Source organism: Streptomyces sp. S.PB5 (genome assembly GCF_030403745.1).
In the GTDB taxonomy this organism is placed as follows: domain Bacteria; phylum Actinomycetota; class Actinomycetes; order Streptomycetales; family Streptomycetaceae; genus Streptomyces.
This window is the reverse complement of sequence record NZ_JAQMWP010000019.1, coordinates 52,063-64,523: the sequence shown is the minus strand read 5'-3', so window position 1 is coordinate 64,523 and position 12,461 is coordinate 52,063. Positions and strand designations below refer to the sequence as shown.

Genomic DNA, 12,461 nt, shown 5'->3' with positions numbered 1-12,461 from the left:
CACACCGAACTCCGTGACCCATCACATACGTTGTGTGTAGCCGTTCAGTAGCGCAGTGTCAGCTCATGCCCTTAGGCTTGTCCGCATGTTCCCTGATTCCGTGGCCTCTGGTTCCGTGCGGTCTGCTGCCGAGTTAAACGAGCAGATCCGCGCGTTGTGGCTGCGGGCGGGCGGCTCGCTGTCGGCCCAGGAGCGCGAGGAGTACGAGCTGCTGGTCGTCGAGTGGGCGGCCGCGATCCGGGGGAACGTCATCAAGGCGGCCTGAACCCGGCCTGTGAGTCAGTCGTTGGCGGCGCCGTAGTGCAGGACGCCGTCGCGGGGCACCAGATGTCCGACGCCCCGCTTCTCGGGCAGTTCGCCGGCCGGTGTCGCCGCGTCGATGCAGCCGGAGACCTCCCACCCGACAGCGGCACAGCCGAAGGGCGCCTTGCGGAACGCCTCGATGCCGATGCCCGCCAGCCAGTCGTCGATCCGGGCCGAGCGGTAGAAGGGCCGGCCGTCCGAAGTGGCCGCCCCCACCGCGTCCAGTGCCCCATGCGGTACATAGAAATCCAGCCAGTCGCCGCTGTCGCCACTGCTGTCGTCGTCGCTGTCGTCGCTGATCTCGTCACCGCCGCGGACCGCCATGACACCGCACACGACGAGATCGCCCGAGGGCAGCCGGACCCGGCCGCGTAGATGCCCGAACTCCTCCAGCGAGGCGACCGTGCAGGGCACGGCCTCCTGCTCCTCCGGCTCCCGGTCCCCATGCCCGTAGCACCCCTGGACGCCTGCCGCGTCCCACACCGCCCTCAGGACGGCCTCCAGCCCGGCGTCATCCGTCGAACCGACCTCGATGGCCAACTCGTAGAAGCCGTCGGACCGGAACTGCCAGCAGGTCACAGACCTCGCGGAAGTCGTCGTGGGCCTCGCCGTACTGCTTGGCCGCGACGAGGAACATGGCACGGTCCGTCAAAGCCCGGCCCAGGGTGTGCCGTTCGGCTAGGCGGCGGGCGAGTGCCACTCCCTCATCGAAGAGGGGGCGGAGGGGTTTGAGGATGCGGTGGCTGCGCAACTCCTGGCGCACGGCGGTGCGCACGGCCAGTCTGCGGTGCAGGACGATCAGTTCGGGAAGAGGAGTGAAGGGGTCCTGCTTCAGCGCGGTGAACTGCCCCTCAAGCTGTTCCAGGCCGTCGAGGTACGCCTCCCGGACATCGTGCGACCATTGGTGGAGGGCCGAGCCGAACGACGGTCCCGGAGCCGCCGCGGACGGCTTTGGCTCCGCCGAACGGCCCGACAGAGCGAAGAGCGTGGTCCACCACGCGAGGATGTTGCTCCAGTTCCTGCGCTCCCCGGTGAGATCCAGCTCGGTGAGATGCGCGAGGGCCTCCTGCCGGGCCGCTGCGGCCTCGGCACGCCGACCGACGGCATCGAACATCCGGGCCAGGTACGCCAGTTGCCAGACCTGGATCGCCAACGATGTACGCTCCAAGGCGAGTTTGGCGCGCGTGGTATCCACCAGTTCCGCGAAGGCCTCCAGCGCCGCGTCATACCGTCCGGCTGCGTCCAGTTCGGCCGCCCACTCGACCATCGACCAGAAAGAATTGACCTCCGGGGTCAAGGGGCGCTCCGCATCGACCGACCTTCCGCAGATGTCCGCCGCCTCCCCGTGCCGCCCCTCCTCGGCGAGTGCCACCACCAGCCGCCCGTGCCCGTACACGGCGCTCTCCACCTGCCCGTGCTCGAAGCCCCACCGGCCGGCCTCGGCCATCTCCTCACAGACGGCCAGCCCCTCGGCCCGGCGCCCGAGGGCGTACAGGCTCGATCGGTAGGCGTCCAGGACCCTGACCAGTACCTCGGTCCGCCGCGGGTCCCCGGTATCGATCCGCCGCGCCGCGGCCGCCGCCTCCGCGAGCACGTCCGTCCGCGCCTCCGGACGGCCCCAGACCTCTTGATATGCATACGACACCAGCGCTTCGGCCAGTTTCGGAACGTAGCTCAACGGACTCACCGCCGACAGCACCCGGAACGCCTCGACCTGCCGCGCCACGCTCGGCCGCCCCGACTCCAGCAGCACCGCCCGCGCCCTGAGCACCGCATCCTGGTCGACCTTCTCCGCGTGATCCATGACGGCGATTCTGAGAGCCGGGACGCGGGTCGGACAAGGCTGTGGAGCAGTGCCGTTCGTCCTACGAAAACCGCCTCCGACCTGTCATGATGGAGATGTCTTCACCCCCGGGCGGTGCGCTCCGTCAGCCGCTTGAGCGTGGCGAGGTCGGCCGAGACCGCGGCCGCGTCGCGTTCGAAGTCCGCGTCGCTCATGCCCGGTCGGCGGCGCAGGGTGAACACCACCTCGCAGCCGTCGCCGTCGCGGATCACGCGGACCGGGTTGTGGATCACCTCGCCCGAGGGCAGGGTCACGTCGTGGTCGAGCACTCCGAATTCGTTCTTCTGCGTGAAGGCGACGGCGACCCGGCCGCCCAGGGCCGTCGAATCCGAGATCCACTGTCCGTCGATCTCGTCCATGGACGATCCCAGCCCATGAGCCCACTCGGGCCAGTTGGAGGGGATCGACGCGTAGGCGTAGACCGCTGCGGCGGGGCGGTCGATGTGGGTGCTGAGGTGTCGCGAGACTGGGGCGATCGTGTCCATGGCTCCGACGGTACGAAGGCGCCGCGGGCCCGGTCTTGAAGGAATCGGTCGCGTGGATGCCTGAGACGCACAGATGACTGAGACGCACGGATGCCTGAAACACCTGGTACGGCCGCGGAGTCCCCTTCGCTACTGTCGTGCCATGCGAGCGATCGTCATAGGCGCGGGCATCGGAGGGCTGGCGGCGACGCTCGGTCTGCGCCGGGCCGGTCATGAGGTCACGCTGATCGAGCAGACACCGCGGTTCACCGAGTTCGGCGCGGGGATCCAGCTCGCGCCCAACGCCACACGGGAGTTGGACCGGCTGGGGCTGCTGGACGCGGTCGCCGCGCGGGCCGCGCACCCCGGGGATCTGAGCTTCCGTACCTGGTCGGACGGGACGGAGATCTGCCGGTACGCCCTGGGGCGCGAGGTCGAGGAGGAGTTCGGGGCGCCCTATCTCCAGCTCCACCGGGCCGATCTGCAGCAGGCGTTGGCCGCCGCCGTACCGGCCGAGCTGGTGCGACTGGGTACCGAGGCCGTCGGTGTCGACCAGGACGACAAGTCCGCCGGCGTGACGACGGCAGGCGGCGAACACCTCGACGCCGACCTGGTGGTCGCCGCGGACGGCATCCGCTCCGCGGCCCGCCAGTGGCTCTTCGGCCCGGACGAGGCCGTCTTCTCCAGGACCGCCGCCTACCGGGCGCTGCTCCCGGCCGCCGGGGTGGCCGACCTGGACCTCCCGGACACCGGGATATGGCTCGGGCCCGGCCGGCACTTCGTCCACTACTGGCTGCGGCGCGGCGAACTCCTCAACGTCGTGGCCGTGTTCGGGACGGACACGGCGCGCGAGTCATGGACGGAGCAGGCCGAGCCGGAGGAGCCGTTGCGCGCCTTCGAGGGCTGGGAGTCCCGAGTGCTCCGGATCCTCCAACGCGCGGGATCGATGTACCGATGGGGCATCTACACCCGCGCCCCGCTCGCCCGCTGGAACACCGGCCGGGTGACCCTGCTCGGCGACAGCGCCCACGCCATGGTGCCGTTCCAGGCCCAGGGCGCGGCCCAGGCCATCGTCGACGCCGCCGTCCTCGTCGACTGCCTCACCGCCGCGACGCCGTCCGACGTACCCGAGGCGCTGGAGCGTTACGTACGCCGCCGTCTGGCGGCCGCCACCCGTATGCAGGCCCGCTCCGCGAGCGCGGGCGACGAGTTCCACCTCCCGGACGGCCCCGAGGCGGAGGCCCGCAACGCCCGTATGGCGGCGCACGCGGCCGGCAGCAGGTTCCTGCCGGTGGCGACGGCGTGGAGGGCCGACGGGTCCGACGGACAGGCGACGCGATGAGCCGCACCCGCCCACCGAGCCCCCGCCGCGCATACGGCGCCGCCCCGGGGCGTGTGAATCTCCTCGCACGCCTCTTGGCCCCGCCCGCCCCATGCCCAACACTGAGCCGATGACGCAGCGTGTGGAGCTCGCCACTGTGATGGACCGGCTGGCCGTCGACGAGTTGGTCACCGACTACGCGGTGGCCGTGGACGACGGCGACTGGGAGGCGTACCGGCGGTTGTTCACCCCGGACGGACGCGCGGACTACCGTTCGGCGGGCGGTGTCGAGGGGGATGCCGGGCAGGTCGCCGCGTGGCTCTCGGAGAGCCTGGCGGTGTTCTCGATGCGGCAGCATCTCATCGTGAACCGGCGGATCAGTTTCGGCCAGTGGGACCACGACACGGGCGACACGGCCCAGGTCCAGGCCGACTACGTCAACCCGATGCGCATCGACCGGGACGGCGACGGACCCGGTGCCGCCCCCGACTTCATCTGCGGCGGCCGGTACGCCTTCCGGCTGCTGCGGACGTACGACGGCTGGCGGCTGCGCGAGGTCGTCGTACAGGAGAAGTGGCGGCGCCTCCCTGCCCCCGCGCCACGTCCATGATCAACTGAGGCGACGCCCTCTGTCCCCGGGGCGTCCGCACCACGCACACTGGAGGGACGCACGGGGTAGGGAGGCGCCGTATGAAGACGCTCGGCCACTGGCTCACCTCCCCTTGGCGGCGGTCCGCCGTCGCCGCGCTGGCCGCCGCCCTGCCCGTGCTCGCCTTCCCCGCTCCGTCCCTGTGGTGGTTCGCGTACGTCGCCCTGGTCCCGTGGATCGCTCTCGTCCGCTCCGCCCCGACCGGGAAGCGGGCTGTGTACGACGGCTGGGCGGGCGGCTTCGGCTTCATGCTGGCGATGCACCACTGGCTGCTGCCGAGCCTGCATGTGTTCACCTTCGTCATCGCGGCCCTGCTCGGCGCGCTGTGGGCGCCCTGGGGCCGGCTGGTACGGCACTTCCTCGCCGGGACGCCCTCGCCCGGCCGGATCGCGGGGGCCCTGCTCGTCCTGCCGTCGGGCTGGCTGCTGGTCGAGCTGGTGCGTTCCTGGCAGGGGCTCGGCGGGCCATGGGGCATGCTCGGCGCGAGTCAGTGGGAGGTGGAGCCCGCACTGCGGGTGGCGTCGGTGGGCGGGGTGTGGCTGATCAGCTTCCTGGTGGTGGCCGTGAATGTCGCGGTCGCCCTCCTGGTCACCGTCCGGCCCTCCCGCGTACCCGCCATGGCCGCGCTCCTCGCCACGGCGGCCGCCGGCTCCGCGGCGTGGATGTGGTCGCCGCGGCCGGATCCCGACGGCAGCGTGCGGATCGCCGTCGTGCAGCCCGGCGTCATCGAGGGCGGCGACAAGCGCTTCGTCCGCGAGGAGCAGCTGACCCGGCAGCTCGTCGGGCAGGACGTCGACCTGATCGTGTGGGGTGAGAGCAGCGTCGGCTTCGACCTCGGCGACCGCCCCGACCTGGCGCGCCGGCTCGCCGCGCTGTCGAGGGAGACCGGCGCCGACGTCCTCGTCAACGTGGACGCCCGGCGCTCCGACAAGCCCGGCATCTACAAGAGTTCGGTGCTGGTCGGTCCGAGCGGCCTCACCGGCGACCGCTACGACAAGATGCGGCTCGTGCCGTTCGGCGAGTACATCCCGTTCCGCTCGCTGCTCGGCTGGGCCACCTCCGTCGGCAAGGCGGCGGGCGAGAACCGCAGGCAGGGCACCGAGCAGGTCGTCATGGACGTGGGGCACGGGCTGCGGATCGGTCCGATGGTCTGCTTCGAGTCCGCGTTCCCCGACATGAGCCGGCATCTCGCCGAGGACGGCGCCGAGGTGCTGATCGCCCAGTCGGCGACGTCGACGTTCCAGCAGAGCTGGGCCCCTGAGCAGCACGCCTCGCTCGCCGCCCTGCGCGCCGCCGAGACGGGCCGCCCGATGGTCCACGCGACCCTGACCGGGGTCTCCGCGGTCTACGGCCCGGAGGGACAGCGGGTGGGTTCATGGCTCGGCACGAGCGCCGACGCGACCGCGGTCTACGAGGTACCGCTGGCCACCGGTGTCACGCCGTACGTCCGCTTCGGCGACTGGCCGGCCCACGCGGCGCTGCTCGTCGTCGCCGTCTGGTGCGCGGGCCGGGGCTTCAGGGCGCTGCGGCTCAGGCGGCCCGCTCCTGCACCGCACGTACCACCCGCTCGCACAGTTCATGGGTCGCCAGCGCGTCCCGGGCGCTGAGCACCTTGCCCGCGCGCACCGCGTCGAGGAAGGCCAGGACGACCTGCTCGATGCCGCGCTGCCGGGCCACCGGCACCCAGTCCCCGCGCCGCCGCACACTGGGCTGCCCCTTGTGGTCGATGACCTCGGCGAGGTTGACCACCTGACGCTTGGTGTCCTGCCCGGACACCTCCAGGACCTCCTCGGTCGAGCCGCTGAGCCGGTTCATCACCCCGAGCGCGGTGAAGCCGTCCCCGGAGAGCTGCAGCACGACGTGGTGCAGCAGCCCGTCCTCGACCCGGGCGCGCACGGTCACGTCGTCGACCGGGCCCGGGACCAGGAACCTCAGGGTGTCGACGACATGGATGAAGTCGTCGAGGATCATCGACCGCGGCTCCTCCGGCAGCCCGATCCGGTTCTTCTGCATCAGGATCAGCTCGCGCGGATGATCGGCGCACTGCGCGTACCCGGGCGCGTAACGCCGGTTGAACCCGACGGCGAGGGACACCCCGCGCTCCTCCGCGAGCGCCACCAGCCGCTCGGAGTCGGCGAGTTCGTACGCCAGCGGCTTGTCGACGTACGTCGGTACGCCCGCCTCCAGGAGCCGCGTCACGATCTCGGGGTGCGCCACGGTCGCCGCGTGCACGAAGGCCGCGTCCAGGCCCACGGCGAGCAGCGCGTCGAGGTCCACGTGCCGCTGCCCCTCGGGCAGGTGCAGGCCGTCGGCGACCTGGGCGAGCGTGGCCGGCGTACGGGTCTGCAGATGGAGTTCGACCCCGGGCAGTCCGCCGAGCACCGGCAGATAGGCCTTCCGGGCGATGTCGCCGAGTCCGATGCAGCCGACCTTCACTGGATGGTCTCCCTACCGCTTGCCCACGCCTGACACGACGGAAGCATACGGCGGCCGCGGCGGCCGCCGGTCGGGTGCGCCGTCGAATCCCCGCGAGGGGGAGCTCCGGGCCGGCTAGGGCGGGCGCGGTGATCGCGTTGCCGCGTCACGGCCCTCAGGGCGCGGTTCGACGTCATGGCCCTAAATGCGTGGTCGTACCGGGCGGCGTAGGACACGATGCGGGCATGACGACGCAGACTCCGCGCAGCGAACCCGCCACCGACGCCGACGAACGCACCATGCTGGAGGGCTGGCTCGACTATCACCGCCAGACCCTGGCGTGGAAGTGCGAAGGACTGACCGACGCCCAGCTCAGGACCGCCTCCGTGGAGCCCTCCACGCTCTCCCTGATGGGGCTGGTGCGGCATCTGGCCGAGTGCGAGCGGGGCTGGTTCCGGAAGGTGCTGGCCGACGAGGACGCGGGCCCGATCTACTACAGCGACGAGGACCCGGACGGGGAGTTCCATCTGACCGAGGCGGACACCTGGGCTCAGGCCCGGGCCACCTGGGAGGCCGAGATCGAGATCGCCCGGGCGAACGCGGCCCGGTTCGCCCTGGACGACCTGTCCGCGGGCAAGCACCGGCGCACCGGCGAGCGCTTCAACCTGCGGTGGATCTACACCCACATGATCGAGGAGTACGCCCGTCACAACGGCCACGCCGATCTGATCCGCGAGCGCCTCGACGGCGCGACCGGCGACTGACGTCACCCTCGCGGAGGGCTCGCCCTCCGTACGGGGCCGGAGATCACCCGTGCGGGGCAACCTCCGCTTGTCCGCTGTCCCAAACCCGGCTCGACCCAGCAGAGTTGCGCGGGTGCATCGAACGACGACCACCGCAACCCTCCTGGCCACCGTGGCTTTCTCGGCCCTCTCCGGCTGTGTGACGGTCGAACGCCCACCCGTCGCCCCGGGGCCGCTGCCGGTGCCCTCCGGACCGTCGGCGCCCCGGCCCGACGGCAGGGCGGAGCCACAGGTCGTGCAGGCGCCGGCCCAGGAGGCCCTGCAACTGATCGAATCGTCCAGGAAGTCCAGACCGAGCGCGCCCGTGCCGAGGGAGGCACCTCCCTCCGCCGCCGCACCGCCGGCCGGGCAGCGGGCGCCGCGCTCCCACCCGCACCCCGAGCCGGCCCGCCCCGAGGTCCGGCACCCCGACATCCCGCAGCCGCAGCAACCGCGCGTCGAGATCCCCGACGTGGCCAGGCAGGTACCGAAGAACCCGGACGTGTGCAAGCTCGGGAAACAGTACGGCGGCTGGCACAAGGACAGCCCGGAGGCGGCGATCTGCGAGCAGGCGTACGGGCGTTAGGCGGGGCGCGGCCGCGAGGGCGTCAGGGGTGGGCGAGGCTCGGCCGCACGGTTTCGGCGCGGTCGCCGGTGCCAGTACCGGCGTCGGCCGCGGTCCGGGCGGACGGGCCCCGGCCGCGGACCCGCACCCTTGCGGGCCTTGACCGGTGTGGTCAGGGGCGCTGTCTCGGCGGCGCCCAACCGCCTCCGCTCTCCTCGCCCAGCCGCAGTTCGAGTCGGCTGATCGCCGCCCGTACGCCGTCGCCGTAGGGGTCGTCGCCGAGGGCGCCCGCGGCCCGGCGCGCCCGCGCCAGATGGGTGCGGGCGGCCTCGGTGCGGTCGAGCTTCACATAGTCGGCCGCCAGGTTCAGATGCAGCGACGGGTACAGGGCCCGCACCGCGAGGGCGCCCTCGTGCTCGGCGAGACGGTCGTCCGTCAGCTCCTCGGCCGCCGTCAACGCCCGGAGATCCCAGGCCAGTTCGTCCGAGGGGTCGTCCTGGGTGTCGGCCAGGTAGTGGGCCAGGGTGCAGCGGTGCAACGGGTCTCCGTGCTCGCCGATCTCCGCCCACAGGTCCAGGAAGCGGTGCCGGGCCTCCTCGCGGTCCCCCGCGTGATGCAGCATGACGACCTGCCCGATGCGTGTCATCACGGCATCGGGCACCGTCTGCTCCTGTCGCTCCGCCACCGCGTCCTCCGGGCGCTCGTCGGTCAATACCACCCGACGCTAACGGCCCGCACCGGCAATCCCGGTCAGGCGGCACCGGGCCGGTCCACCGGGGAACCGGCCCGGCGGCGGCTCAGCCCAGGTTCGGGATCGTCCAGTCGATCGCCTCGTGGCCCTGCTGGGCGACCGCCTCGTTGATCTGCGTGAACGGACGGGAGCCGAAGAACTTCTTCGCCGACAGGGGCGAGGGGTGCGCGCCCTTGACGACCACATGCCGGCTCTCGTCGATCAGCGGGAGCTTCTTCTGGGCGTAGTTGCCCCACAGCACGAAGACCGCCGGGTCGGGCCGGTCGGCCACCGCGCGGATGACCGCGTCGGTGAACTTCTCCCAGCCCTTGCCCTTGTGCGAGTTCGCCTCGCCGGAGCGGACGGTGAGCACCGCGTTGAGCAGCAGGACGCCCTGCTGGGCCCAGGGCAGCAGATAGCCGTTGTCCGGGATGGGGGTGCCCAGCTCCTCCTTCATCTCCTTGTAGATGTTCCGCAGGGAGGGCGGGGTCTTCACGCCGGGGCGGACCGAGAAGCACAGGCCGTGTCCCTGGCCCTCGCCGTGGTACGGGTCCTGACCGAGGATCAGGACCTTCACCCGGTCGTACGGCGTCGCGTCGAGTGCGGCGAAGACCTCCTCGCGCGGCGGGTAGACGGGACCCTTCGCCCGCTCCTCCTCGACGAACTCCGTCAGCTCCTTGAAATAGGGCTGCTGGAGCTCGTCGCCCAGGACCCCGCGCCAGGACTCGGGCAGCATGGCGATGTCGGTCACGTCAACGTCCTTATGTCGTGCGGTCACTTCAGGTCTCAGAACCTACAGGCGACCACTGACAACGCACTCCGTTCCGCGGGAAACCCCGCTCTACCAGCTGGTCTTCCGGTACAGCTCCCACATCGTCATCATGGTCGCCGGGTCGATGACGTTCTCCAGGCCGCCGACCTCCTCGTCCGCGGCCACGTACTGCTTGCCCTGCCACAGCGGCAGCAGCCGTGCGTCGTCCACGAAGATCTGCTGGGCGTCCTCGATCTGCTGGGCCACGGCCCCGCGGTCGCTCTCCGCGCGGGACTGCGGCAGCAGCTTGCCGGTGATCTCGGGGGCGTCGTACGGGGTGCCGAGCGCGTTCTGCTCGCCCACGAAGGGGGCGATGAAGTTGTCGGCGTCGTTGAAGTCGGGGAACCAGCCGCGCCCGAACACCGGGTACTCGCCGTTCTGGTAGCCCTCGACGTAGGTCTTCCAGGGGCGGCTCTTGAGGGTGATCTCGAAGAGGCCGGAGTCCTCCAGTTGCCGCTTCAGCTCCTCGAAGGCGGGCTTGGTCGTCGAGCCGTAGCGGTCGGTGGTGTACCAGAGGGTCAGAGGGACCGGGTCGGTGATCCCGGCCTGGGTGAGGATCCGTTCGGCCTTGGCCACGCTGGGCTTTCCGAAGTCGTCGAAGAAGCCCGTGGTGTGGCCGGTGAGCCCGGCCGGGACCATCGAGTACAGCGGCTGGACGGTGTCCTTGTAGACCTTGTGCACGAGCGCCCCGCGGTCGACGATCTGGGCGACGGCCTTGCGGACCGCGGGCTTCGCGGCCCAGGGGTCTTTGGGGTTGAACACCAGGTAGCTGATCTCGGAGGTGGCGTTCTCGACGAGCTGGAGCCCCTCCTGGCGCTGGTTGTCCTCGATGTCCACGGTGTCGGAGGCGGCCAGACCGCGGTAGACGACCGAGATCTGCTTGTCCCTGAGGGCCTTCACCATGTCGTCCGACTGCTGGAAGTAGCGGATGGTGACGGCGCTGTTCTGGCGGTCCGCGATGCCCTTGTAGTTGCCGTTGCGGACGAGTTCGGCCTTCGCGCCCTCGTCGTAGGCGTCGAGGGTGTAGGGCCCCGAGCCGCTGATCTCGCCGTCCTTGCGGATCTCGCTCGCGGAGTACTCCTGGGGGTCCACGATCGACATGGCGGGCGTGGTGAGCACCAGCGGGAAGGTGGCGTCGGGCTGCTTGAGGTGGAAGACGACCTCGCGGTCGCCCTTCACCTGCACCCGGTCGAGGGTGCCCAGCAGGCCCGCGGGGCCGCCGTTGACGTTGATCTTCCTGATCCGGTCGATCGAGTACTTGACGGCACTGGCGTCCAGGGTGTGCCCGTTGGAGAACTTCAGGCCCTCGCGCAGCGTGCAGGCGTACTCGGTGCTCGACGCGTCCGTGAACTCACAGCTCTCGGCGGCGTCGGGCTCGGGGGCGGTGCCGCCCGGGGAGTAGTTCAGGAGCGTCTGGTAGACGTTGCGGAACAGCTCCCAGGAGTTGTCCCACGAGGCCGCGGGGTCCAGTGTGGCCGGGGCGCTGGTGGTACCCACGATGATCGCGCCCTCGTCGTCGGAGGAGTCCGAGGAGAACACACCACATCCGGCCACCAGCGACGATATGGACGCGATGGTTGCTATCCGCCGAAGGCCTCTGTTCCGGTTGAACACGCGCACGCTCCTCGAGCTGCCATACCAAGGGTTGGCAGACCATACCGCAGCTTTACCCGACCTGAACCGGGTCCTCCGGCCTGTGGACACCGGGGGCCGCCGTGGCCTCCCTGTCGAGGGTCTGTGCAGGTGCTGTACATGGACACGGGCGCCACCGGTGTCCAGTGGCGCCCGTGGTGAGTGCGGGGTCGGTCAGCCGACGCCGGCGTTGAGGAAGATGCCGCCGTCGATGACGAGCGTCTGCCCGGTGATCCAGTCCGACTGCGCCGAGGTCAGGAACGCGGCGGCGCCGCCGATGTCGGCGGGCACACCGAGCCGGCCCAGCGGGTAGGACGCGGCGGCCTCGGCTTCCCGGCCCTCGTACAGGGCCTGCGCGAACTTGGTCTTGACGACCGCCGGGGCGATCGCGTTGACCCGCACCTTGGGCGCGAACTCGTGCGCGAGCTGCGCGGTCAGGTTGATCATCGCGGCCTTGCTGACACCGTAGGCGGCGATGAAGGGCGAGGGCGCGACGCCCGCGACGGAGGCGATGTTGACGATCGCGCCGCCGTTGTCCTTCTGCCAGGCGTGCCAGGTCTTCTGCGCGAAGCCGAGCGCCGAGATCACGTTGGTCTCGAACACCTTGCGGGCCACGTTCAGGTCGAGGTCGGCGATCGGCCCGAACACCGGGTTGGTACCGGCGTTGTTGACCAGGTAGTCGACCCGCCCGAAGGCCTCCATGGCGCGCGCGACGGCGACGGCCTGGTGCTCCTCGTCGTGGGCCTTGCCGGCGACGCCGATGACGCGGTCGGCGCCGAGCTGCTCGACGGCCTCCTTCAGGGCGTCCTCGTTGCGGCCGGTGATGACGACGCGGTCACCGCGCGCGACGAGCGCCTCGGCGACGCCGTAGCCGATGCCCCGGCTGGCGCCCGTGACGAGGGCGACCTTGCCGGAGAGCTCAGGCAGTTCAGTCATGTCGATGATC

General features: G+C 71.0%; 14 protein-coding genes. 6 read left to right on the top strand and 8 right to left on the bottom strand.

Annotated elements, in window-relative coordinates:
* Positions 1–85: 85 nt before the first annotated feature.
* Positions 86–265 carry a hypothetical protein gene (locus tag PH203_RS38370; RefSeq protein WP_289926353.1) on the top strand — a complete coding sequence of 60 codons (180 nt, stop codon included), beginning with the start codon at positions 86–88 and terminating at the stop codon, positions 263–265.
* A gap of 14 nt (positions 266–279) precedes the next feature.
* Here the strand turns inward: PH203_RS38370 and PH203_RS38365 are convergent, their stop codons facing one another.
* From PH203_RS38365 to PH203_RS38355, 3 genes are all read right to left on the bottom strand, one after another.
* On the bottom strand, positions 280–882 hold the full coding sequence (locus PH203_RS38365; RefSeq protein WP_289926352.1) for a hypothetical protein: 603 nt from the start codon (positions 880–882) through the stop codon (positions 280–282).
* Entirely contained in the window at positions 815–2,107 is a 1,293-nt protein-coding gene (locus PH203_RS38360) for a hypothetical protein (RefSeq protein WP_289926351.1), read from the bottom strand. The genes PH203_RS38365 and PH203_RS38360 overlap by 68 nt, the downstream gene beginning before the upstream one ends.
* 101 nt (positions 2,108–2,208) lie before the next feature.
* Positions 2,209–2,631 carry an SRPBCC family protein gene (locus PH203_RS38355; RefSeq protein ID WP_289926350.1) on the bottom strand — a complete coding sequence of 141 codons (423 nt, stop codon included), beginning with the start codon at positions 2,629–2,631 and terminating at the stop codon, positions 2,209–2,211.
* 142 nt (positions 2,632–2,773) lie between these two features.
* Here PH203_RS38355 and PH203_RS38350 point away from each other — a divergent pair, with 142 nt between their 5' ends.
* The 3 genes from PH203_RS38350 (at position 2,774) to lnt (ending at position 6,187) form a co-directional block, all read left to right on the top strand.
* Positions 2,774–3,952, top strand: coding sequence for an FAD-dependent monooxygenase (locus PH203_RS38350; protein ID WP_289926348.1), 1,179 nt, complete (start codon positions 2,774–2,776; stop codon positions 3,950–3,952).
* A 109-nt stretch (positions 3,953–4,061) separates the two neighbouring features.
* Positions 4,062–4,541 (top strand): nuclear transport factor 2 family protein, encoded by a 480-nt coding sequence (locus PH203_RS38345; RefSeq protein WP_289926347.1) that lies wholly within the window; start codon positions 4,062–4,064, stop codon positions 4,539–4,541.
* A gap of 80 nt (positions 4,542–4,621) precedes the next feature.
* On the top strand, positions 4,622–6,187 hold the full coding sequence (gene lnt / locus PH203_RS38340) for an apolipoprotein N-acyltransferase (protein ID WP_289926345.1): 1,566 nt from the start codon (positions 4,622–4,624) through the stop codon (positions 6,185–6,187).
* Here lnt and PH203_RS38335 read toward each other — a convergent pair.
* On the bottom strand, positions 6,111–7,016 hold the full coding sequence (locus tag PH203_RS38335) for a Gfo/Idh/MocA family oxidoreductase (RefSeq protein ID WP_289926344.1): 906 nt from the start codon (positions 7,014–7,016) through the stop codon (positions 6,111–6,113). The genes lnt and PH203_RS38335 overlap by 77 nt on opposite strands.
* A gap of 224 nt (positions 7,017–7,240) precedes the next feature.
* Here PH203_RS38335 and PH203_RS38330 point away from each other — a divergent pair, with 224 nt between their 5' ends.
* Positions 7,241–7,759, top strand: coding sequence for a DinB family protein (locus PH203_RS38330; protein WP_289926340.1), 519 nt, complete (start codon positions 7,241–7,243; stop codon positions 7,757–7,759).
* A gap of 112 nt (positions 7,760–7,871) precedes the next feature.
* On the top strand, positions 7,872–8,363 hold the full coding sequence (locus PH203_RS38325; protein WP_289926338.1) for a hypothetical protein: 492 nt from the start codon (positions 7,872–7,874) through the stop codon (positions 8,361–8,363).
* Positions 8,364–8,514: 151 nt separating this feature from the next.
* On the opposite strand, the gene PH203_RS38320 is transcribed toward PH203_RS38325, so the two are convergent.
* The 4 genes from PH203_RS38320 to PH203_RS38305 all read right to left on the bottom strand — a co-directional run bounded on the left by PH203_RS38320 (position 8,515) and on the right by PH203_RS38305 (position 12,451).
* Positions 8,515–9,027, bottom strand: a complete 513-nt coding sequence (locus tag PH203_RS38320; protein WP_289926560.1) for a hypothetical protein — start codon at positions 9,025–9,027, stop codon at positions 8,515–8,517.
* A 112-nt stretch (positions 9,028–9,139) separates the two neighbouring features.
* Positions 9,140–9,823 carry a uracil-DNA glycosylase gene (locus PH203_RS38315; protein WP_289926337.1) on the bottom strand — a complete coding sequence of 228 codons (684 nt, stop codon included), beginning with the start codon at positions 9,821–9,823 and terminating at the stop codon, positions 9,140–9,142.
* A gap of 90 nt (positions 9,824–9,913) precedes the next feature.
* Entirely contained in the window at positions 9,914–11,497 is a 1,584-nt protein-coding gene (locus tag PH203_RS38310) for an ABC transporter substrate-binding protein (RefSeq protein ID WP_289926336.1), read from the bottom strand.
* 192 nt (positions 11,498–11,689) lie between these two features.
* Positions 11,690–12,451, bottom strand: a complete 762-nt coding sequence (locus PH203_RS38305; RefSeq protein ID WP_289926335.1) for an SDR family oxidoreductase — start codon at positions 12,449–12,451, stop codon at positions 11,690–11,692.
* Between the last annotated feature and the right edge of the window lie 10 nt (positions 12,452–12,461).

Excerpts from the sequence above, each read along its gene's own strand:
- PH203_RS38370 (WP_289926353.1), top strand. The coding sequence starts at position 86 with ATGTTCCCTGATTCCGTGGCCTCTGGTTCCGTGCGGTCTGCTGCCGAG.
- PH203_RS38360 (WP_289926351.1), bottom strand. The coding sequence starts at position 2,107 with ATGGATCACGCGGAGAAGGTCGACCAGGATGCGGTGCTCAGGGCGCGG.
- PH203_RS38355 (WP_289926350.1), bottom strand. The coding sequence starts at position 2,631 with ATGGACACGATCGCCCCAGTCTCGCGACACCTCAGCACCCACATCGAC.
- PH203_RS38350 (WP_289926348.1), top strand. The coding sequence starts at position 2,774 with ATGCGAGCGATCGTCATAGGCGCGGGCATCGGAGGGCTGGCGGCGACG.
- PH203_RS38345 (WP_289926347.1), top strand. The coding sequence starts at position 4,062 with ATGACGCAGCGTGTGGAGCTCGCCACTGTGATGGACCGGCTGGCCGTC.
- lnt (WP_289926345.1), top strand. The coding sequence starts at position 4,622 with ATGAAGACGCTCGGCCACTGGCTCACCTCCCCTTGGCGGCGGTCCGCC.
- PH203_RS38330 (WP_289926340.1), top strand. The coding sequence starts at position 7,241 with ATGACGACGCAGACTCCGCGCAGCGAACCCGCCACCGACGCCGACGAA.
- PH203_RS38305 (WP_289926335.1), bottom strand. The coding sequence starts at position 12,451 with ATGACTGAACTGCCTGAGCTCTCCGGCAAGGTCGCCCTCGTCACGGGC.